Origin of the sequence: Pedobacter kyungheensis (assembly GCF_000812965.1) — a bacterium.
Lineage (GTDB): Bacteria > Bacteroidota > Bacteroidia > Sphingobacteriales > Sphingobacteriaceae > Pedobacter > Pedobacter kyungheensis.
In genome coordinates this window covers 65,626-85,822 of the sequence record NZ_JSYN01000017.1, presented here as the reverse complement: position 1 = coordinate 85,822, position 20,197 = coordinate 65,626, and the positions used below count along the sequence as shown (strand labels likewise).

Here is a 20,197-nt window from a genome sequence, read left to right as displayed (position 1 = left end):
GAATGACAAAAAATCCGATCCTCCTTTTCAGTAAACTTGCGCTCTTATTTTTATCTGCTATTAATTTCGCACAGGCACAACAGATTTTCAGCACCAATAAATATCCCATTACCGATTTCAGGCAACCGTTAGACATTACCCCTCCTGCCCTTGCAGGTTCTTTTGGCGAAATCAGGGGAAACCATTTCCACTCTGGTATCGATTTCAGAACCAACCAGCGGGAAGGTTATCCGGTATACGCCGTTGCCGATGGTTATATTTCGCGGTTAAGGGTACAAAACAGTGGCTTTGGTCAGGCACTTTACATTAACCACCCAAATGGTTTTACCACAGTTTATGGTCATTTGCAACGTTTTGCACCTAAAATTGCAACTGTGGTTAAAAATCTTGAATACGAAAAGAAATCGTTCGAAATTGATGAATTTCCTGATGCGACTTTAATCCCGGTGCACAAAGGCGAAATTATTGCCTGGTCGGGCAACCGTGGCAGCTCTGGCGGGCCACATTTACATTTCGAAATCAGGGACACCAAAACTGAAGAAACCATCAATCCACAGTTTTTTGGCATTATCATTCCCGATAATATCCCCCCGGTTATTCATGGGCTTTATGTTTACCGTTTAAATGGAAAAACCTTTAACGAGTTTACCCCAAAACAAGCCATCGCCATTTCGGGTGCAAGCGGCGAATATAAAACTACAGCACCAATCAGTTTAACCGGCGAGGTGGGCTTTGGCATCGTAGTTACCGACAGGCACAATGGTTTATCGGGTACCAATGGGGTTTATTCTATCCAGCTGGAACTCGATGGAAAGAAAATCTATACTTCTGCATTAGAACGTTTTGCCTTCGAAGACAGTAAGGCCATTAATTCTCATATCGACTATCCAACTTATATCAATACGAAAAGAAGTATTCAAAAAAGCTTTGTTGATCCGGGTAACCCATTAAAAATATACAGCAGTTTGGTAAATAACGGCAGAATCAATTTTAACGATGGTGCTACCCACCAGCTGCGTTATATCATTACCGATTCGAAAGGAAATTCGGCTGTTTTGCCCTTTACGGTAAATGCAGGCACAGCGCCTGTGGCAGCACCAACTGTTCCTCCAGGTATCATTTATCCATACAACAAGGTTAACGAGTTTAACAATGAAGATATTAAGGTGGTTTTCCCGATGGGTACTTTATACAACGATCTTAATTTCAGCTATAAAAAACTACCCAAACCAGCCGGCAACGCCTGGTCGTCCATACACCAGATCCATAACCGCTATACCCCACTTCATATTGGTTTCGATTTATGGATCAAAGCAGATAACCTGCCAGAAAATTTAAGGAGCAAAGCACTGATTGTAAGCACTGGTGGTTCATCACAAGGCGGTAGTTTCGATAACGGTTTTGTTAAGGCCACTCCAAAAAACTTTGGCAGTTTTTACATCGCTGTTGATACTATTGCGCCGAGAATTGTACCAGTCAATATTTCCGAAGGCCGTAATATGGCAGGTTTATCGAAAATGACTTTCAAAATCAGCGATAATTTATCAGGGATTAAAAACTTTAACGGTTATATTGATGGCAAATGGGTTTTAATGGAATTTGATGCCAAAACCGCTACCCTTTGGCACAGTTTCGACGAACGGACAAGCAGTGGTAAACACAGCCTCGAACTGGTGGTAACCGATATGAAAGAAAATACCAGAAGGTATAGGATTGATTTTTCGAGGTAAATCGGAAATAATCAAACCACAAGCACCAATTATCAAGCCTAGCACAAACCTTTAGTTGGTTAGTTCTGTTAACAGGAACTTTGATAATTGGTTATTGGTATTTGATACTTGGTGCTGGTTATTGGCATTTAAATATCGGTTATTAATTAATGTAAAGTCATCTTTTAACATATATTGAACACGATAATGGTTTAAACTGTTTAACTTGCAACATTCAATCATTTTACCAGTCAAAAATTCAATCATTTATAATATGGCAGAGTTAAAAGAAGGTGATCAGGCACCTGCAATTACATCAAAAGATCAAAATGGCATTGAGGTATCGTTAAGCGATTATAAAGGAAAAACTGTTGTGCTGTATTTCTATCCGAAAGACGATACTCCGGGCTGCACCGCTGAAGCTTGCGATTTTAGAGATAACTATCAGGGCTTACAAGCCAAAGGCATTGTGGTTTTAGGCGTGAGTGTCGATGACGAAAAATCGCACCAAAAGTTTGTAACCAAACACAATTTACCCTTTACCCTTTTGGCAGATACCGATCAGAAAATCGTAAATGACTATGGCGTTTGGGCCGAAAAAAACATGTACGGCAAAAAATATATGGGTACCGTACGTACAACTTTTATTATTGATGGTGAAGGCAAAATTGCACATATCATTAAAAAAGTTGACACCAAAAATTCAACACAACAAGTACTCGATTTAATCAATAACTAATTATGATATAGCAAGTAAAATATTACCTTTGCTATGTAACAACAACCTCTAATTTTAATGAAACATACAATTAAAGAGCTAGAAGATATTGCCTCTCAGATCAGACGAGATATCGTAAGAATGGTTCACGGATGTCAGTCTGGCCACCCTGGTGCCTCACTTGGATGCACAGACTTTTTTACTGCTTTATACTTCGAAGTAATGAACCACAAAACCGACTTCACTATGGAAGGTGCAGGCGAAGATTTGTTTTTCTTATCTAACGGTCACATTTCTCCGGTTTGGTACAGTACTTTGGCTCATGCGGGCTATTTTGACAAAAGCGAATTGGCAACTTTCCGTAAGTTAGACTCTAGATTGCAAGGCCATCCAACTACACACGAACATTTACCTGGAATCCGTGTAGCTTCAGGTTCTTTGGGTCAGGGCTTATCAGTTGCTATTGGAGCAGCTTTAGCCAAAAAATTAAACGGCGATAAATCTATCATCTTTGCATTATTGGGTGATGGAGAATTACAGGAAGGCCAAAACTGGGAAGCAGCAATGTTTGCGCCTTTCAATAAAGTAGACCACTTAATTGCTTCTGTTGATTATAACGGCCAGCAAATTGATGGCCCTACAAGCAAAGTACTTGCTTTAGACGATTTACAAGCTAAATTCGAAGCTTTCGGATGGCATGTAATCAATACCGATGGTAACGATATGCAATCAATTGTTGAAGGTTTACACTATGCAAAAACTTTAACAGGAAAAGGTAAGCCAATCTTAAATTTAATGAGCACACAAATGGGTGCAGGTGTAGATTATATGATGGGTACGCATAAATGGCACGGTACAGCACCAAACGACGAACAGTTAGCTGCTGCATTAGCTCAATTACCAGAAACTTTAGGGGATTACTAAATTAGATTGGAGATGTGAGATATGAGATTTGAGTCTCATATCTAATATCTAAAGTCGCATATCAAAGAAATAATGAAAAAATACACATATACAGAAAAAAAAGATACACGTTCGGGATTTGGCGCTGGCTTACATGAAGCAGGCAAGAAAAACGAAAATGTGGTTGCCTTATGTGCCGATTTAGTTGGATCGCTTAAAATGGATGCTTTTATTAAAGATTTTCCAGAGCGTTTTACACAGGTTGGTATTGCCGAAGCGAACATGATTGGTATTGCAGCCGGTATGACTATTGGCGGTAAAATTCCTTTCACCGGTACTTTTGCCAACTTTTCTACAGGCCGTGTTTACGATCAGATTCGTCAATCTGTAGCTTACTCAAACAAAAACGTAAAAATCTGTGCTTCACATGCTGGTTTAACCCTTGGCGAAGATGGTGCAACACATCAGATTTTAGAAGATATTGGTTTAATGAAAATGTTGCCGGGTATGGTGGTAATTAATCCTTGCGATTATAACCAAACCAAAGCAGCAACGATGGCTATTGCCGAGTACGAAGGACCAGTTTACCTGCGTTTTGGTCGCCCGGTTATTCCTGTGTTTACAGACCCTGATCAGAAATTCGAGATTGGTAAAGCCTGGATGGTTAACGAAGGTACCGATGTAACCATTATTGCAACCGGTCACATGGTTTGGAAAGCAATCGAAGCTGGTGAGAAATTGGCAGAGCTAGGTATTGATGCGGAAATTATAAATATCCACACCATTAAACCTTTGGATGATGAAGCAATCTTAAAGTCAGTGAAAAAAACTGGTTGTGTAGTAACCTGCGAAGAGCACAACAAATTTGGTGGTTTAGGCGAAAGCGTTGCCCGTTTGTTAACTACCGAATTGCCAACTCCACAAGAGTTTGTAGCTACTAACGATACTTTCGGCGAAAGCGGAACACCAGATCAATTAATGGCTAAATACGGATTAGATGCCGTTAACATTGTTGAAGCTGTGCAAAAAGTAATCGGCAGAAAAAAATAGCATTAAAAATTTAACCGCAAAGACACCAGGAGCACTGAGCATAACCAAACCTTTGTGTTCTTAGTGTCTTTGTGGTTTTATAATTATCATAAATGAGACAAGTTGAAGATTCAGAAATTCTTGAAATGTTTGCCGTCGAGAAGACCCGAAATGAAGCCTTTAACCTGCTTTTAAAAAAATATCAGCAAAAAATTTACTGGCACATCAGGAGATTGGTACTCAACCACGACGACTGCGACGATCTTTTACAGGAAGTATTTGTTAAAGTTTGGAAAAACCTCGATAAATTCAGAAGTGATTCGCAACTGTACACCTGGATATATCGCATTGCTACCAACGAATCGATTACTTTTTTAAACAAGCAAAAGCAGAAAAACAATACCCCTTTAGATGAAGTTTCATCTGAGCTAGCCGATAATCTGATTGCTTCATCGTATTTCAACGGTGATAAACTCGAATTAAAACTGCAAAAAGCCATTCTCACTTTGCCCGAAAAACAACGCATTATCTTCAATATGAAATATTTTGATGACATGAAATATGAAGAAATTTCGGAGGTACTTGGCACCTCTGTAGGTGCTTTAAAAGCATCGTTTCATATTGCGGCAAAAAAAATTGAAGCTTTTATTACAAATGATGAAATTGAATATTAAACCTTTTCACCTGAATTGTATCATATATCTGTGATGAACGAAAATTTAGAAAATAACGATTGGATAAACGAAGCCCCTACCCTTGCAGCAATGGGCAAACGGAATCCTTTTGCCGTTCCGGATGGATATTTCGAAAGTGTTGAAGAGCAAGTTCTTTCTGCTGTTTTTTTAGATGGCCTGAAGGATAAAACAAACCAGAATAGTTTTGAGGTTCCGCAAAATTATTTTGAAGATTTAACGGAACGCATTGAAATACGGATCAGCCTGTCGGAAATGCCAAAAGCACAACCGTTTGCTGTACCGGAAAACTACTTTGATAGTTTACAAAGCAGAATTAATAGTAAAATTGCAGCAGAAACACCTAAAAAGGCAGCTAAGATTGTTCCGCTATGGAGGAGAAACATAGTTAAATATGCAAGCGCGGCCTGTTTTGTTTTAATGGCAACATTTGGGGCTTACTTTTATCAAAACAATCCATCGGTACCCGTTGCAAAAACACCAACAGCCGATCTTGCGAATGAACAATTGCTTTATGATATTGATGAGAATACCATTATAGAACATTTAGAGGCTCAGAATACCAACTCATCAAAAACGAATGCTGCGTCAGATACAGAAATGGAAAACTATATCCTGAATCATTTTTCATCAAATGATTTATCTCAGGAACTAAATAATTAATTAAGAAATGAAGAATTTACTTTTTGTTGCTTTAATGTTTCTATTACCCGCTACAGTTTTGGCACAAAAACCAAAAGGAGAAGAAATAGAATCGCTTAAAATTGCCTTTTTTACTCAAAAACTAGATTTATCACCCGAAGAGGCGAAGATTTTCTGGCCAATTTATAACGATATGCAGGCCGAACAAAACGCTTTACGTAAAGAGCGCATGCAAAAGATGATCTCGTTCAGAAAAGTGGATGAAATAGATAACTTAAGCGATGCACAGGTTCAGACCTTAATCACCAGCGAATTTGATTTTAAACAAAGAGATCTTAATCTCGATAAAAAATATTACAACAAGCTTAAGTCATCGCTACCGATTAAAGTTGTTGGTAAATTTTACCGGGCGCAGGAAGCATTTAAGCGCGAACTGCTTAACAGATTTAGAGGTGGCCAAAGGCCCTAAATAAATAAGACTTACAGCGATGTAGGTCTTTTTTGTTTAAACGGAGGGTACTGTTAAAATTAAGGAAAACGGATATATAATAATATTGTTTAAAGGTTCTTAGTGTCATATACAAGAATCTGAGTTTTGGGATTATTATCAATAAAATAACAATACAATGCATGCGAATTTTCATCAGCTTTAATTAAACCAATATCAACTCTTACTAGAATTTTCTTGATAGGGATACCTTGTTTATTAAAAATAAATATTGTTTTACTTAAATCTTTTACCTGTTGGCTTATTGTTTTACCAGAATATAGCGCATAAACATATTTTTTATCACAGGTAATAGAAATAAATGCATCCTTTGTATCAGGAGTATTAATAAAAACTTGGTCTGACTTAACTTTTTTAACTTTATAAACTGGGTTAAAGCCATCTGGGCCATAAATTTGAAATTTAAGTTTCCCATTTATGCCATAACATTCAACTTTGTCAGAATAGAAATTCCCAACAAAAATATTGTTTGTCCATTTATCATAAACACATGAAGAGCGGTTTATCATTCCAGTGATATATTTGTTTTCGGAAGTTTTTTTGTCAATTTTTCCGATATATTTTACAATAACTGGTTTTGGGGCAAGTTTGCCAATAATAATTTTTCCTTCAATATTATTCAGTGAAGTGGCTGCAAATTTATTGCCGGACACAGGAGATATACTTGGTAATCCATGCAAAGGAAAGTAGAGCTGGTTGCTTTTACCAATACTCCATCTATTCCCACTTCGGAGATATTCAAAAAAAGAATCACTTGTCAAATCATATACAACAAATCTTGATGGACTAACCGCAAAGATTTCTTTAGGAGAAATGAAATCTACAGGTGCAGTTTTTTCAGACACAATTCTTCTAGTCTGTTTTGTATCAATATTATAACTTAGGAGGTTATTAGCGTCATCAATAGCAATTACTTCGTGATTAACAACCTCAAGGCATTTGATTGGTGCTTTAACAGAATCCAGATTAAGCCATGTCTGTTTAGGAGTAACTAATTCAAAGTCTTTAGTTACGAAGTCCGGCGATTGCTTACATGCACATAAAAAGACGCAAAATATTAAGAGTTTTCTCATTCCTGTAGAAGTTTAACAAATTGTGGTTTGATTTTTTGATCAACAAATGGATCTTTTTGAATGAGGATATTCAGGGATTTATCAACGATTAGTGTTTTAAGGTCACTATCTTGTCCTATCTTATTTAATGTACCCAATAAATAGGAATTATCTACATAGATTTCACAATCGAGCTTAACAACTTTCTTCATCGAATAGTTAAGTTGTTTTACTGATGCATCATACCCAATAAAAACGATACGGTTTTTATCAAGATGGTTTTCACCTATAAAAATCTTCCAATTAAATAATGTTTGAAGACACACAGAACATCCGCCATCAATCAATACAACTGCAAAGTTTTTTCCTTTCTGATTTGCAAGAAAGTTTTTAAGTGTGTTTGTTGTATCAGAAATATTTTGAAGTTGAAGTATCTTATCGTCAGTTTTCAGTTTTTTAGAAAGTGCCGGTAAAGGTTTCGGATTGGCTATAGTCGGTTTAGGATTGATCAGGTTTGCAACCAAAAAATATATTCCTGCACTGATAACCATAATCAGTGGATAAAAGATGAAATCTTTTTTATACCAAGGTTTTTTCATTTGAATTTTTAATGAGATTTTAGATCATCATTGGTGATGGTCTTACTGCTTTCCTTTACCATTTCTTTTTGCTTGCCGAACTTGTAATTAATTCCCAATGAGAATTGACGGGCATAATTTTGTAGCCTCATAGTCTGGTAAGAATCAACTGTAAATCTTTCATTATCAAGATATCGATACTTGCGGAAAGGGTTTGTTGTTGATGCAGTAATATTAAGGTTGTTTTTTAGTAGTGATTTTGTAATGGAGGCAGAGTAGGTAAAAATTTGGGAAGTTTTACCCTGAAGCAGTATGATTCCATTATTATACGAACCATTTATATTTACTCTAAAGTTTTTATCAAATCTTTTAGAAATAGAGCTGTATATATTATAAGTTGTACCCGAATTTGAGTAATAATTGTTATTAAGCTGTCCCTCAATCTTGTTGTTTGTAGCAGAAGCGTTGAGATTTGTGCTTATCGATTTACTAGGCTTAAAGCTTAAGCTGATATTAGCACCCAAATTTCTTTTTCTGCTGCCATTTTGATAGGTAGATTGAAATACATTCGTAATGGGGTCAAATAGATTTACAATTTCAATATTCCCCTTTGAGAATGAATAGTCTGCCCCCATATCAAGTGACACTTTACCGGAATAGTTGTAATAAAGTTCAAAATTATTGGTCATGGAAGAGGTAAGGAATGGATTTCCGAAAGATATATTCCGAGGATCGATATTATTGATAAACGGATTAAGCTCCCAAATACCTGGACGCTCTAGTCTCTTCGTATAGCTTGCTGTAATTGAATTAGCTTCAGAAAGTTTCTGTTGAACAGATAATGCCGGAATAAAGCTGAAATATGGCTTTAGGGAGGAATTGTTCGCAAATCCGTCGATGTTTGAGGTTGTTCTCTCGAGCCTGAACCCTGCTTTTATGTCTGTTGACTTGGTTGTGATCAGGTAGGAGTTATAAAAGCTGTAAACATTTTGATCATAAGCGAAATTATTGTCGATGTAGTTGGTTGACGTTCGAGACCAATAATCACTGAAATTGGTTCTTAGTATCGATTTTACCCCTACTTCTATCTGAACTTTTTTGATTGAATATGATAAATCTACCTGAAATGTGTTTTCTTTTCTGCCTGCTCCATTGAACTGTGTACTATTTAATAGTTGATTATTGGAAAACTGGTCCGAATTATTATCCAGTTTGTCATTTCCTTGCGCATAGCTGTAGGAAAAAGTAATGAACCTTTCGCTGTTTTTTCTGAACTTAATCTCATAGTTAGTGTTAACATCGAATGATAAAGAGGAATTGATATCATTATAATTTAGATCATAACTTTCCAAGAGAGCATTGTTATTTGACAACCTCGAAGCTTGTCTTGTATAATTCTTACCATTATTACCATTTATGCTTGCCGATACTGTTAATAGTTTCAATGAATCAAATTGATAACTCGAACTAAACTGGCCGTATTGGAAATTGTTATTAGAGCGGTTCAAACTGTTTTGAATAAAGCTATTGTTATTTGCTTTTGATAGACGAGTCAGAATGCTTTCTGTTTCAGGTGATTTAATTTGGGAAACCCCACCGTTTACAGAAAAGCCAAATTTCTCTTTGGCGTATGAGAAGGCGGCGTTCCCTGATGGGCCATCAGGAGTAACATATCTTACACCAAATTTTGCAGTATATAGGTCACTTTCCTTTTTAATCATAACAATATTAATGATCCCTCCTAGCCCTTCTGCGTCGTATTTAACAGGCGGAGAAGTGATAACCTCAATTCTTAAAATTGAACTAGCAGGAATGTTCCTTAATGCATCAGCAATGTTTCTTACAAACAACGCGGATGGTTTGTTATCAATGAAAACTTTAAAGTTAGCAGATCCCTTGATGCGTATATTCTTTTCACCATCTATCGATATTAATGGAACTTTTCTCAATACTTCGAATAGTGACAGGGATTTGCTATCAGGATCCTCCGATACTTTATAAATAAGTCGGTCTATTTCGCGCTTTATGATTTTTTTCTGGGTTGAGATATTGACATCTGAAAGACTTGTAGATGTTTCAGTTAAAGCAATATTTATAACCAAAGTATCTTTAGGGAAATCAGTTATTTCAAATGATTTTTTGGCTTTCTTATAACCCACCGCTGTAATGGAAAGTTCATATTTCCCATTGACTGTTGGATTTAACAGCGCATTTCCTTTGGAATTGGTTATGGCATTGGTGTGTTTGTTTGTCACCTTACTTTTCAATTCGGCTGAAGCGTTGCTAATAGGCTGCCTGGAAATTGAATCTGTAAGTTGTATTTTTATCGATTTGGTTTGGCTAAATGATGCGAATGGCAGTAAGAATAGTATTGTATATAGGAGTTTCATCTAGTCATTTTAGCTCTAACGAGTATTGTTTCTTGTTTGGTAATCTGGGGATATTTTACATTGCTTAGTCAGCTTAAAAAATAATGAGTCCGAAAATTTTCGGACTCATTATTTTGACTAACCGCCTTGGTAAGATTTGTCGTTATAGTTGTGTCCGTTAAGACCGCAAATATGACTTTTAGCAGGATAGCAGCTGCCGTTTTCAGGAGCTACAATTTCGGATTCTAATTCTGTTGCAGAGGCGGTTTTAGGAGTAACCAAGATTGCTGCTTGAGCGAACATTGCTCCTAAAGCAACGAACAATAGAGTTTTTTTAGTGCGTAACATAGTTTTGAGATTTTGCCAATCAATTTGGCTTGTTATTTAGCTTACTCTTTGAAAGGTTTTCAGCATCCCCTTATGTTGGCCTAACATGAAACGAATTTATATCCATACACTTTAAAATAAAATTTTCTGCACCGATTACACTCTAATCGACACGAACAACCATCGAGTAGACATGAACGACCGTCTAAGGTTTTTTGGAGATTTTCTCCATTTGGTAATTTGAAGTCGAACGATTAACTTAGTTGTCACATCCCTGAATTAATTAATTGTTGTCTTAAATATTTAGGGATTATGTATACCTGTCTTATTATCGATGATGAACCATCAGCCTTAGAAATTATTACCGATTATGTTGCGGCACATTCACAATTAAAACTCCTGAAATCCTACAGCATTGCAGAAACTGCACGCAAAGAAATTGAGCATATAAAAAAGACGGTTGATGTAATTTTTCTCGATATCGAAATGCCGGGCATAAACGGCATTGATCTCGCCAAACTGATCAAACATAAAACAAGAAAACTTATTTTTACTACTGCTCACGCCAATTATGCTATTGATTCGTATGAACTGGAAGCCGATGCATTTTTATTGAAACCATTTTCACAACTAAAATTTGATCAGACAATTAAGAAGATATTCTCATTACCTACCCCTTCACAAACGAATAAAACTGAAGATTTTGTCCTTTTAAAAAGTTCAGAGCAAAGAAATAGGTTTATCAAAATTAAACTGGATAAGATTTATGCTGTTGAAGCCCAGCAGCACGAAATCAAAGTTCATTTAGAGCAAGAGATTATTTTCTCCAATTCAAGTTTTGCAGAAGCTTTAACTTTATTACCTCCCGAAAAAGGTTTTTCGCAAATCCACAGGTCATTTATTATCGCTGAAAATCAAATTAAAACGCTCGAAAGGTCCTATGTGATTTTAAATAATGGTACGAAGCTCAACATTGGCAGAAAGTATCTCAATTTTTACCATAAGCTATCCAGGAAAGACCAGAATTTTCCGTAAATGCTTACTTTTGTGGTATGCTTACCCAACGTCAGTTGTTTTTACAACACAATGCGCAAACCTCTCCGGAACCTTTAATGCTCGAATTTGTAAGGGCAAAAGGAATTTACATTTACGATGCACAAGATAAGAAACACATCGACCTCATTGCGGGTATCGGTGTAAGTAATGTTGGCCATTGCCATCCAAACGTGGTTAAGGCCATAAAGGAACAGGCAGATACATACATGCATTTAATGGTTTACGGCGAATATGTTCAAAGTCCGCAGGTAAATTTTGCCAAAGCATTAGCCGATATTTTGCCTGCAAGCTTAAGTTGCACCTATTTTTTAAATTCAGGCACTGAAGCAGTAGAAGGTGCCATGAAACTGGCCAAACGTTACACCGGCAGAAAAGGCTTTATTGCCTGTAAAAATGCTTATCATGGCAGTACACAGGGAGCCGAAAGCTTAATGGAAAGCGATTTCTATTCATCAGGATACGGCCCCTTTCTCCCTAACGTAAGCTTTATTGAGCATAATAATATTGCTGATCTGGACAAGATAACAACTGATATAGCCGCAGTTTTTATCGAACCTATACAAGGCGAGGCTGGCATACGTGTAGCAGATTTAAGCTATATGCAGGCCCTAAAAGCCAAATGCCAGGAAACCGGAACATTACTCATTTTCGATGAAATACAATCGGGTTTTGGCCGAAGTGGTAAAATGTTTTCCTTTGAGCACTATAATGTGATACCCGATGTATTGCTTTTGGCAAAAGGCATTGGTGGTGGTATGCCTATCGGAGCCTTTATCAGTTCGCTAGAAATTATGTCGGTACTCTCACACAGTCCGATTTTAGGCCACATGACTACTTTTGGCGGTCACCCGGTTTGCTGTGCTGCAGGATTGGCCACTTTACGCACCCTCGTTGATAATGACATTGTAGCCGAAGTGGAAGAGAAAGGACAATTGTTTAAACAGCTGCTTCAACATCCGGCGATTAAAGAAATACGTGGTAAAGGTTTAATGCTGGCGGTCGAATTCGAAAATTTCGAAATCAACAAGAAAATTATCGATGCCTGTATTCTTGATGGGATCTTGTCTGATTGGTTCTTACATTGCAGCAATTCTATGCGCATTGCCCCTCCTTTAATTATCACCAAAGAAGAAATTGAAGAAGCTTGTGCCATCATCCTTAAAAATGTTAACTTCGTTTTAGGGATAAGCGCATAGCGTTGTTTGAATGAACAACGCGGGTAAACTAAAATGTAAACTAAAAACCGAAATGAACGTACTCATAGTTGAAGACGAAAAGAGCCTTGCGCTTGAAATGGACGAATTTTTAAGTAAGGAAGGCTTTATTGTAGAGCATGCCTGGAAAAAAGCATCGGCCGAAGAAAAAATCTTTGTAAACAATTACGATTTCATTTTATTGGATCTGGGCTTGCCTGATGGTGATGGATTTGAAGTATTAAAACAACTTAAAGCCATTAAAGACCGCGATGATGCCGTAATTATTTTAACTGCCCGTAGTGCTGTAGACGACCGGATTAAAGGCCTTGATGAGGGTGCTGATGATTATTTGCCTAAACCATTTTCGCTAAATGAACTTTTAGCGCGCATGCACGCCATCACCCGCCGCAAGCACAAACTCGAAAAAAACGAAATCAACGTCCACAACTTTTTACTGAACATTCAAAACAGAACGGTTTCTTTTGGCGAGGAACGGCTGAACCTAACTAAAAAAGAATTCGAGATTTTTAACTACTTGGTATTGAATAAAAATCGGGTGGTGTCGAGAATGAGCTTAACGGAGCATGTTTGGGGCGATATTCTGGAGGTAAACTCCGATTCGAACTTTGTTGATGTGCACGTTAAAAATTTGAGAAAAAAACTAGCCAACATCACACCGATTGATTGGTTCGAAACGGTAAGAAGTATTGGCTACAGGATAAACTGTTAACCATCAGTTCTCCGTTTACAATTGACAGTTTTCAGTTAACCAATTCGAACAATTAGCCAGTTAACTTAATATCATTTTACCTAAAACATCTTATATATCATGAAGTTACAGGTTAAGTTTTCTTTATATAATGCGATCACCAAAATTGCCATTATCCTGGTTTTGGGGGCTATCATTATATTTTCGCTGGATAAACTTGCCTACAACCAGTTCGATAACCGGCTAATCAAAAAGAAAAACAAAATCATCAGGAATCTTACGGATAATGAAATTGACAGCCTGCTAAACAAGGAACAATCATTTACAGATTACAATATATTAAAGGAAGAATTTATTGTTTTAACCGACATTCCGGATAATCAAACTGACTCAAGCGCCAAGGTTTTTACCGAGAAAAGGGAAATTGAAGGAGATATAGAGGTTTACCGGATTTTAAACTATAAATTTTCTTACCATACCAATTGGTATAACCTCGAAATTGGAGAAACCATGACAGCGCTCCAGTCGATTAAAAACTCCATCCGTTTTTATATGCTGGTGGTATTGGTGGCTGCTTTATTGGTTACCCTTGTTGCCGATTATACTTTTTCCAATTTTCTGTTAAAGCCTTTTTATCTCATTATTGATAAGAAAATTAATCGGGTAGACGATCCAACCCACTTTAATTACCAGAACATTCCTACCAATACCGACGATTTCAAGATTCTCGATAACAGCATCAACTCCTTAATGCGCAAAATAAACACGCTTTTTGCCTTAGAAAAGCAGTTTATTGCCAATGTTTCGCACGAGTTGCTCACACCAATCTCTATCTTAAGTACGCGTTTCGAAAATATGCTCAGCACTCCCAATATTCCGGTTGAGCACGAGAATAAAATATACGCTTCTTTAAAAACCCTAAATCGCTTAAGGGTAATTATCAATAGCCTGCTTTTAATTTCGAAGGTAGAGAACAATCAGTACCTGAAAACGGAAGAAATTAGCTTGAAACAAGAAATTGAAGATATTTATGAAGATCTGGAAGACCGGATTATCGATAAAAAAATTATTTTCAAGGTTAACCTGTTAAAAGATTTTCATTTTACCGGCAATAAAGCGCTGATACATACGCTTTTGGTAAACATTATTAACAACGCTATAAAATATAATGTAACCGGCGGTTCAATTGATATTTCAGATAAAACAGAACAGGGGCAATATATCCTTACTATAGGCGATACCGGACAAGGCATGAGCCCGGCTTTGGTTGAAGATGCTTTCGACCGTTTTAAAAGAGGAAACAGCGAAGAAAATGGGTTTGGCTTAGGACTGGCAATTGTTCAGAGTATTGCAAAATTCCATAAAATTGATGTTGATATTCAATCGGAAGAGCACAAAGGCACCCATATCTCTCTTCTTTTTAAAATGGACTCAATCGGATAAAGGCATATCTAATAAAAAAAAACAGCGCTGATTAATTTACCTTACTATTTGTGATATATTTTGGCAAAGCCTTTGCTTAATATAAAAATCAAACCGTAAAAAAATGAAAAACATCTTTGCAATATTAGCTATAGCCCTGTTTGCATCGTGCCAGGGTGGTACAGCCAAAAAGACACAGGCTAAAATTGATTCGGCAATTGTAAGCAATGCCTCAACTCCTGAAAATGCCGTAGCCTGTTATCAATACATTAAAAATCGTGATACAGCTACCTTAACTGTAAAAACAGCAGGAAATCAGGTTAGCGGAAGCTTAGGCTACAATCTTTACGAAAAGGATAAAAATTCGGGCACTTTTAGTGGCCTTGTAAAAGGCGATACATTAATTGCCGATTACACTTTCCATTCAGAAGGTAAAATTTCCGTGCGAGAAATTGCCTTACTCAAACAAGGCGATAAACTGATTGAAGGTTTTGGTGATGTGGAGGAAATTAAAGGAAATGTTAAATTTAAAGACATTACTAAACTGAAATTCGACAATTCAATAGTATTCAGCAAAATAAATTGCAAATAAAAGAATGTCGTCATTGCGAGAAGGCTTTTTCAGCCGACGAAGCAACCTTTATAGCAAGAATTACCGGCATGAAAGATTGCTTCGTCGTTCCTTCTCGCAATGACGATTTTTCGAGTAATTTAATTACTTGATGGCTTCTTTTGCTGCTTTCGACCATTCCTCACTAAGCTTTAGCACATAGTCTGAATATTTTTGTATCTCATCAGGCTTAAGCTTGCTGGCCCATGTTGTTGCCTGGTTGGCCCATGCGGTATATTTCTCACTAACGGCCTTAATTTCGGCCGCGTTTTTTGTTTTCAATGCCGCCACGTAATCATCCTTTAGTTTAGCATATTCCGCTAAACTTTTGTTCACTTCTTCACTCGAAAAAGATGGGGCATCGGTTTTAACAATTTCGGTCGTTTTTGTAGTAATCTTTGTAGTCGTGTCTCCATCAGCAGAAACGATACTCGAATCTTTAGTCGTCTCAGTTTTCCGGGTATTTTCGCACGAAACAAGTGTTACAGCAAATAAAGCTATTGCAGTAACAGCGCAGATGGTATTTTTCATTGTTCTTTGGTTTTTATCGGATTATGATTAAAGATTGTGCCAAAAAATCTTAATCCTTTCAAAACCAGAAAAAAGCAAAATAAAATTAAAGATTTTCGAATCTTTCCCAGAAACCATCGACAGGTAATTTGGCAAAAATATTTACGGGTTCTTTTTTAACCGGATGAATAAACTGCAGGCGGCGTGCATGTAAACAAATACTTCCTTTTCTGCTTCCGCGCGGGTAACCATATTTGTTATCGCCCATGATGGGGCAGCCCATCGACGAAAGCTGTACTCTAATCTGGTGAGACCGTCCTGTTAAAGGATCAACTTCCAATAAATAATAATCGCCAACTTTAGCTTTTACTTTATAAGATAGTTCTGCCCGCTGGCTACCTGTAACTTCGGTATTGTAATAAGAAACCACATTTTTCTGCGGGTTTTTAACCAACCAGTGCACCAGCGTGGCCGATTCTTTTTCGGGTTTATTTTTAACCACTGCCCAGTAGGTTTTCTTTACTTCCCTGTTTTTGAAAACAGCATTCATCCGCTCTAAGGCCTTGCTGGTTTTGGCAAATAGAATCACTCCACTAACCGGGCGGTCTAAACGGTGTACCACCCCTAAAAAAGCACCGTTGGGTTTGTTGTACTTTTTAGCGATGTACTTTTTCACTTGCTCGTCTAGCGGCTCATCGCCGGTTTCATCAACCTGCACAATATCTCCTGCCCTTTTGTTTATGGCAATCAGGTGGTTATCTTCAAAAAGTATGTCGTTATCGGTAATTGGCATTTAACCCTCCGCCCCTAGAGGGGACTCAAATTATTTAAAAATTGTTTATTATTTAAAACATTAACCTCATCTCATAAAGCTCCTTTATGAGGTTCGGATTAATATTGTTCTTTTTCGTTTGGAAAATCGTTTGCTTTCACATCGCGGATGTACGATTGTGCAGCTCCCAAAATTTCATCGTACAAATTAATATACTGGCGTAAGAAACGGGGTTTAAAACCTTTGGTAAGCCCAATCATATCGTTTACTACAAGCACCTGGCCATCGCAATGCGGGCCTGCGCCAATGCCAATAGTTGGAATATTAAGGCTTTCGGTAACCTCTTTACCCAATACCGCCGGAATTTTTTCTAAAACAATACCAAAACACCCTGCAGCTTGCAAGGCCAGGACATCGGTTTTCAGTTTATTGGCTTCAGCCTCTTCTTTTGCACGTACGGTATAGGTACCAAATTTATAAATAGATTGGGGCGTTAAACCCAGGTGCCCCATAACCGGTATTCCCGCGGTAATAATACGCTGCACCGATTCTATAATTTCCTCGCCACCTTCTAATTTAACTCCGTGCGCACCCGATTCTTTCATAATCCTGATGGCCGAATTCAGTGCTTCTTTCGAGTTGCCTTGATAAGAACCAAAAGGTAAATCGACAACAACAAAAGCACGTTTAACGGCTCTGATTACCGAAGCTGCGTGGTAAATCATCTGATCTAAGGTAATTGGCAAAGTGGTTTCGTGACCAGCCATTACATTCGAGGCCGAATCGCCCACCAGTAAAACGTCCAAACCTGCGTCATCCAGAATGGTTGCCATAGAATAATCGTAGGCCGTTAGCATAGATATTTTTTCACCACGTTGCTTCATTTCCTGTAGCGTATGTGTAGTGATTCGTTTAATTTCTTTATGTACCGACATGGGATTTGTTTTGTGTTGCCAAAAGTATTGTTTTTTATTTAATTAAGCCGAAAAGACCAAAGCTAAAAGACCAAAGCAATCTCAAGCTAAAATCATTTTTTGCTTAAATCCTGTTTCATTGCTTTCTGCTTTAGTCTTTTTGCTTTCCGCCCCAATGTTATTTCACTTTTCTCTTTAAATTATAAATCTAAAATCCTATCTTTGTACCCCGAAATGGAAGGGATATATTCATCTTTTTTTGCAGCCCGCAAATACAGCTTTAATGCTGAGAGCAACCCTTTTTTCAACTCTTTTTTAAATCAAAATCCATATTGTAATTACCATGACTAACTACACCAAGTTACCTGCGATTTTATTACTGGCCGATGGCACAGTTTTTTACGGCAAAGCGGCCGGAAAAATTGGTACCACAACTGGCGAAATTTGTTTTAATACCGGGATGACAGGTTACCAGGAAATTTTTACCGATCCAAGTTATTTTGGACAGATAATGGTTACTACCAATTCACACATTGGTAATTATGGTATCCATAAAGACGAAATCGAATCAGGTTCGATTAAAATTGCCGGTTTAGTTTGTAAAAATTACAACATCATTTATAGCCGTAAACAAGCTACCGAATCCATTCAGGATTATTTCCAGAATGATAATCTGGTTGCTATTTCTGATATCGATACCCGCGCTTTGGTTCGCCACATCAGAGATAAAGGCGCAATGAACGCGATCATCTCTTCAGAAATTACTGATTTAGAAGAATTAAAGCAAAAATTGGCTGAGGTTCCATCGATGGAAGGTTTGGAACTTTCTTCAAAAGTAAGTACTACCGAACCTTATTTTTATGGCAACCCTGAAGCAAGCCTAAAAGTTGCTGCTTTGGATTTGGGTATCAAGAAAAACATTTTGCGCAATTTCGAAAGCCGCGACATTTACGTTCAGGTTTTCCCTGCCAAAACTACATTTGCCGAAATGGAAAAATTTAACCCGGATGGTTATTTTATTTCAAACGGCCCTGGCGATCCTTCGGTTATGCCTTACGCTGTAGAAACCATTAATGCAATTCTTGCTGCAGATAAACCATTATTCGGGATCTGTTTAGGTCACCAGTTATTGGCCGAAGCTAATGGCATTGGTACCATGAAAATGTTTAACGGTCACCGCGGTTTAAACCACCCGGTTAAAAATATCATCAAAAACCACTGCGAAGTAACTTCTCAAAACCATGGTTTCGGTGTTGTGCCAGAAGAGGTAATGAAATCGGATAAAGTTGAAGTTACCCACGTAAACCTGAACGATAAATCAATTGAAGGTATCCGTGTTAAAGGTAAAAAAGCATTTTCGGTTCAATATCACCCTGAATCGTCTCCAGGCCCACACGATTCGCGCTATTTATTCGATGATTTCGTATCAGTAATTAAAGGCGAATTAACCTGGTAATATTAAGGTAGAAAAAACCAAAGCTTAAAGACTAAAGTCCAAAGCACCATATTTACAATCTGCGGATCTACGGCAAATTTTAAGCTGGAGATTCGCAGATTTCTTTTTTAAACCTTTTTCACCTGAATAAAACATCATTTTACCGACATTTTAGGTCATAACTGATAAAATTCATTTTCAATTCATTTAAAGCTCCTTACATTCGCAGCATGGAAACACCCAAAGCTATTATCAGTGTTAAAAACCTGGTAAAAAAGTACGATGATTTTGTGGCCGTTCAGGGCCTTAGTTTCGACGTTTACGAGCATGAAATCTTTGGTTTGCTTGGCCCAAATGGTGCCGGCAAAACCACTACCCTCGAAATTATTGAAACTTTAAGAGATAAAACATCGGGCGAAATTACAGTTGATGGCTTTTCGGTAGATAAACAGGCACAGGAAATAAAACAAATTATTGGTGTACAGCTACAGGCTGCAGGCTATTATCCTAACCTTAACCTCGTAGAACTTATTGAGCTTTTTGCGGGATTATATGGCGCAAATATTAAACCGATGGAAATGCTGGAGAAAGTAAACCTTCAGGATAAAGCCAAAGCCAAATATAAAGCCCTTTCGGGTGGACAGAAACAACGCTTTTCTATTGCTACCACGCTTATTAACCAGCCTAAAATTATCTTTCTTGACGAGCCAACAACAGGCTTAGATCCACAGGCCAGGAGAAATTTATGGGATTTGATTACTGAAATCCGTAATGCTGGTACAACTGTGGTAATCACCACGCACTACATGGATGAGGCCGAACAGCTTTGCGATCGTGTAGCCTTTGTAGAGCGCGGTGAAATTATTGCGCTTGACACCCCCGATAACCTAATCGATCAGTTGGTAAACAGCGGCTTTGAGCGCAAAAAAGAAGTTAAAAAAGCCAATCTGGAAGATGTTTTCATCAACCTGACCGGTAAAGAATGGAGAGAATAACCTTCTTCCCCTAAAAGGGAGCTTATATTACAATATTTGATTCGAAACAGC

21 protein-coding genes are annotated in these 20,197 nt (G+C 37.6%); 14 read left to right on the top strand and 7 right to left on the bottom strand.

The features are described from left to right. The first annotated feature begins 2 nt into the window (after positions 1 to 2). From OC25_RS14835 to OC25_RS14800, 7 genes are all read left to right on the top strand, one after another. Positions 3 to 1,730 (top strand): M23 family metallopeptidase, encoded by a 1,728-nt coding sequence (locus OC25_RS14835; RefSeq protein WP_039477459.1) that lies wholly within the window; start codon positions 3 to 5, stop codon positions 1,728 to 1,730. 253 nt (positions 1,731 to 1,983) lie between these two features. Next, entirely contained in the window at positions 1,984 to 2,448 is a 465-nt protein-coding gene (gene bcp / locus OC25_RS14825) for a thioredoxin-dependent thiol peroxidase (RefSeq protein WP_039477456.1), read from the top strand. A gap of 57 nt (positions 2,449 to 2,505) precedes the next feature. Beyond that, positions 2,506 to 3,351, top strand: a complete 846-nt coding sequence (locus tag OC25_RS14820) for a transketolase (RefSeq protein ID WP_039477455.1) — start codon at positions 2,506 to 2,508, stop codon at positions 3,349 to 3,351. A gap of 72 nt (positions 3,352 to 3,423) precedes the next feature. Beyond that, complete coding sequence (locus OC25_RS14815) at positions 3,424 to 4,380, top strand: transketolase family protein (protein WP_039477453.1); 957 nt, start codon at positions 3,424 to 3,426, stop codon at positions 4,378 to 4,380. A gap of 92 nt (positions 4,381 to 4,472) precedes the next feature. Continuing rightward, on the top strand, positions 4,473 to 5,033 hold the full coding sequence (locus OC25_RS14810; RefSeq protein WP_039477452.1) for an RNA polymerase sigma factor: 561 nt from the start codon (positions 4,473 to 4,475) through the stop codon (positions 5,031 to 5,033). Between the two features lie 33 nt (positions 5,034 to 5,066). Next, positions 5,067 to 5,714: a hypothetical protein gene (locus tag OC25_RS26965; RefSeq protein ID WP_052266230.1), complete on the top strand. Its 648-nt coding sequence runs from the start codon at positions 5,067 to 5,069 to the stop codon at positions 5,712 to 5,714. Between the two features lie 7 nt (positions 5,715 to 5,721). Continuing rightward, the gene (locus OC25_RS14800; RefSeq protein WP_039477451.1) at positions 5,722 to 6,162 is read left to right on the top strand and encodes a hypothetical protein; all 441 of its coding nucleotides are present in this window, start codon (positions 5,722 to 5,724) and stop codon (positions 6,160 to 6,162) included. Positions 6,163 to 6,251: 89 nt separating this feature from the next. Here the strand turns inward: OC25_RS14800 and OC25_RS14795 are convergent, their stop codons facing one another. The 4 genes from OC25_RS14795 to OC25_RS14780 all read right to left on the bottom strand — a co-directional run bounded on the left by OC25_RS14795 (position 6,252) and on the right by OC25_RS14780 (position 10,548). After that, positions 6,252 to 7,274 (bottom strand): BF3164 family lipoprotein, encoded by a 1,023-nt coding sequence (locus tag OC25_RS14795; RefSeq protein WP_039477450.1) that lies wholly within the window; start codon positions 7,272 to 7,274, stop codon positions 6,252 to 6,254. Beyond that, positions 7,271 to 7,852, bottom strand: a complete 582-nt coding sequence (locus OC25_RS14790) for a hypothetical protein (protein ID WP_039477449.1) — start codon at positions 7,850 to 7,852, stop codon at positions 7,271 to 7,273. The genes OC25_RS14795 and OC25_RS14790 overlap by 4 nt, the downstream gene beginning before the upstream one ends. 8 nt (positions 7,853 to 7,860) lie before the next feature. Continuing rightward, on the bottom strand, positions 7,861 to 10,221 hold the full coding sequence (locus OC25_RS14785) for a TonB-dependent receptor domain-containing protein (protein ID WP_039477448.1): 2,361 nt from the start codon (positions 10,219 to 10,221) through the stop codon (positions 7,861 to 7,863). A 117-nt stretch (positions 10,222 to 10,338) separates the two neighbouring features. Beyond that, the gene (locus OC25_RS14780; protein WP_039477444.1) at positions 10,339 to 10,548 is read right to left on the bottom strand and encodes a hypothetical protein; all 210 of its coding nucleotides are present in this window, start codon (positions 10,546 to 10,548) and stop codon (positions 10,339 to 10,341) included. A 291-nt stretch (positions 10,549 to 10,839) separates the two neighbouring features. Between OC25_RS14780 and OC25_RS14775 the strand changes: the two genes are divergently transcribed. From OC25_RS14775 to OC25_RS14755, 5 genes are all read left to right on the top strand, one after another. Next, entirely contained in the window at positions 10,840 to 11,562 is a 723-nt protein-coding gene (locus OC25_RS14775; RefSeq protein ID WP_052266229.1) for a LytR/AlgR family response regulator transcription factor, read from the top strand. 17 nt (positions 11,563 to 11,579) lie between these two features. Next, entirely contained in the window at positions 11,580 to 12,779 is a 1,200-nt protein-coding gene (locus OC25_RS14770; RefSeq protein ID WP_039477440.1) for an aspartate aminotransferase family protein, read from the top strand. Between the two features lie 52 nt (positions 12,780 to 12,831). After that, positions 12,832 to 13,509 carry a response regulator transcription factor gene (locus OC25_RS14765; RefSeq protein ID WP_039477619.1) on the top strand — a complete coding sequence of 226 codons (678 nt, stop codon included), beginning with the start codon at positions 12,832 to 12,834 and terminating at the stop codon, positions 13,507 to 13,509. 99 nt (positions 13,510 to 13,608) lie between these two features. Further along, positions 13,609 to 14,931 (top strand): sensor histidine kinase, encoded by a 1,323-nt coding sequence (locus OC25_RS14760; protein WP_052266228.1) that lies wholly within the window; start codon positions 13,609 to 13,611, stop codon positions 14,929 to 14,931. Between the two features lie 103 nt (positions 14,932 to 15,034). Next, the gene (locus OC25_RS14755) at positions 15,035 to 15,502 is read left to right on the top strand and encodes a hypothetical protein (protein ID WP_039477439.1); all 468 of its coding nucleotides are present in this window, start codon (positions 15,035 to 15,037) and stop codon (positions 15,500 to 15,502) included. Positions 15,503 to 15,625: 123 nt separating this feature from the next. Here OC25_RS14755 and OC25_RS14750 read toward each other — a convergent pair whose 3' ends face one another. The 3 genes from OC25_RS14750 to panB all read right to left on the bottom strand — a co-directional run bounded on the left by OC25_RS14750 (position 15,626) and on the right by panB (position 17,737). Beyond that, positions 15,626 to 16,051 carry a hypothetical protein gene (locus tag OC25_RS14750; RefSeq protein WP_039477437.1) on the bottom strand — a complete coding sequence of 142 codons (426 nt, stop codon included), beginning with the start codon at positions 16,049 to 16,051 and terminating at the stop codon, positions 15,626 to 15,628. 85 nt (positions 16,052 to 16,136) lie between these two features. Continuing rightward, complete coding sequence (locus tag OC25_RS14745; protein ID WP_039477435.1) at positions 16,137 to 16,823, bottom strand: RluA family pseudouridine synthase; 687 nt, start codon at positions 16,821 to 16,823, stop codon at positions 16,137 to 16,139. Between the two features lie 98 nt (positions 16,824 to 16,921). After that, positions 16,922 to 17,737 carry a 3-methyl-2-oxobutanoate hydroxymethyltransferase gene (panB, locus tag OC25_RS14740; RefSeq protein ID WP_039477433.1) on the bottom strand — a complete coding sequence of 272 codons (816 nt, stop codon included), beginning with the start codon at positions 17,735 to 17,737 and terminating at the stop codon, positions 16,922 to 16,924. 322 nt (positions 17,738 to 18,059) lie between these two features. Between panB and carA the strand changes: the two genes are divergently transcribed. After that, the gene (gene carA / locus OC25_RS14735) at positions 18,060 to 19,172 is read left to right on the top strand and encodes a glutamine-hydrolyzing carbamoyl-phosphate synthase small subunit (RefSeq protein WP_039477431.1); all 1,113 of its coding nucleotides are present in this window, start codon (positions 18,060 to 18,062) and stop codon (positions 19,170 to 19,172) included. A 209-nt stretch (positions 19,173 to 19,381) separates the two neighbouring features. Then, positions 19,382 to 20,146 (top strand): ABC transporter ATP-binding protein, encoded by a 765-nt coding sequence (locus OC25_RS14730; protein WP_039477429.1) that lies wholly within the window; start codon positions 19,382 to 19,384, stop codon positions 20,144 to 20,146. The last annotated feature ends 51 nt before the right edge of the window (positions 20,147 to 20,197 follow it).

What these genes read in the sequence shown, in the direction of transcription:
- OC25_RS14815 (WP_039477453.1), top strand. Translation starts at nt 3,424, where the DNA reads ATGAAAAAATACACATATACAGAAAAAAAAGATACACGTTCGGGATTT.
- OC25_RS14795 (WP_039477450.1), bottom strand. Translation starts at nt 7,274, where the DNA reads ATGAGAAAACTCTTAATATTTTGCGTCTTTTTATGTGCATGTAAGCAA.
- OC25_RS14785 (WP_039477448.1), bottom strand. Translation starts at nt 10,221, where the DNA reads ATGAAACTCCTATATACAATACTATTCTTACTGCCATTCGCATCATTT.
- OC25_RS14790 (WP_039477449.1), bottom strand. Translation starts at nt 7,852, where the DNA reads ATGAAAAAACCTTGGTATAAAAAAGATTTCATCTTTTATCCACTGATT.
- bcp (WP_039477456.1), top strand. Translation starts at nt 1,984, where the DNA reads ATGGCAGAGTTAAAAGAAGGTGATCAGGCACCTGCAATTACATCAAAA.
- OC25_RS14800 (WP_039477451.1), top strand. Translation starts at nt 5,722, where the DNA reads ATGAAGAATTTACTTTTTGTTGCTTTAATGTTTCTATTACCCGCTACA.
- OC25_RS14730 (WP_039477429.1), top strand. Translation starts at nt 19,382, where the DNA reads ATGGAAACACCCAAAGCTATTATCAGTGTTAAAAACCTGGTAAAAAAG.
- OC25_RS14765 (WP_039477619.1), top strand. Translation starts at nt 12,832, where the DNA reads ATGAACGTACTCATAGTTGAAGACGAAAAGAGCCTTGCGCTTGAAATG.
- OC25_RS14775 (WP_052266229.1), top strand. Translation starts at nt 10,840, where the DNA reads ATGTATACCTGTCTTATTATCGATGATGAACCATCAGCCTTAGAAATT.
- OC25_RS14770 (WP_039477440.1), top strand. Translation starts at nt 11,580, where the DNA reads ATGCTTACCCAACGTCAGTTGTTTTTACAACACAATGCGCAAACCTCT.
- OC25_RS14810 (WP_039477452.1), top strand. Translation starts at nt 4,473, where the DNA reads ATGAGACAAGTTGAAGATTCAGAAATTCTTGAAATGTTTGCCGTCGAG.
- panB (WP_039477433.1), bottom strand. Translation starts at nt 17,737, where the DNA reads ATGTCGGTACATAAAGAAATTAAACGAATCACTACACATACGCTACAG.
- OC25_RS14820 (WP_039477455.1), top strand. Translation starts at nt 2,506, where the DNA reads ATGAAACATACAATTAAAGAGCTAGAAGATATTGCCTCTCAGATCAGA.
- OC25_RS14835 (WP_039477459.1), top strand. Translation starts at nt 3, where the DNA reads ATGACAAAAAATCCGATCCTCCTTTTCAGTAAACTTGCGCTCTTATTT.
- carA (WP_039477431.1), top strand. Translation starts at nt 18,060, where the DNA reads ATGACTAACTACACCAAGTTACCTGCGATTTTATTACTGGCCGATGGC.
- OC25_RS26965 (WP_052266230.1), top strand. Translation starts at nt 5,067, where the DNA reads ATGAACGAAAATTTAGAAAATAACGATTGGATAAACGAAGCCCCTACC.
- OC25_RS14780 (WP_039477444.1), bottom strand. Translation starts at nt 10,548, where the DNA reads ATGTTACGCACTAAAAAAACTCTATTGTTCGTTGCTTTAGGAGCAATG.
- OC25_RS14750 (WP_039477437.1), bottom strand. Translation starts at nt 16,051, where the DNA reads ATGAAAAATACCATCTGCGCTGTTACTGCAATAGCTTTATTTGCTGTA.
- OC25_RS14760 (WP_052266228.1), top strand. Translation starts at nt 13,609, where the DNA reads ATGAAGTTACAGGTTAAGTTTTCTTTATATAATGCGATCACCAAAATT.
- OC25_RS14745 (WP_039477435.1), bottom strand. Translation starts at nt 16,823, where the DNA reads ATGCCAATTACCGATAACGACATACTTTTTGAAGATAACCACCTGATT.
- OC25_RS14755 (WP_039477439.1), top strand. Translation starts at nt 15,035, where the DNA reads ATGAAAAACATCTTTGCAATATTAGCTATAGCCCTGTTTGCATCGTGC.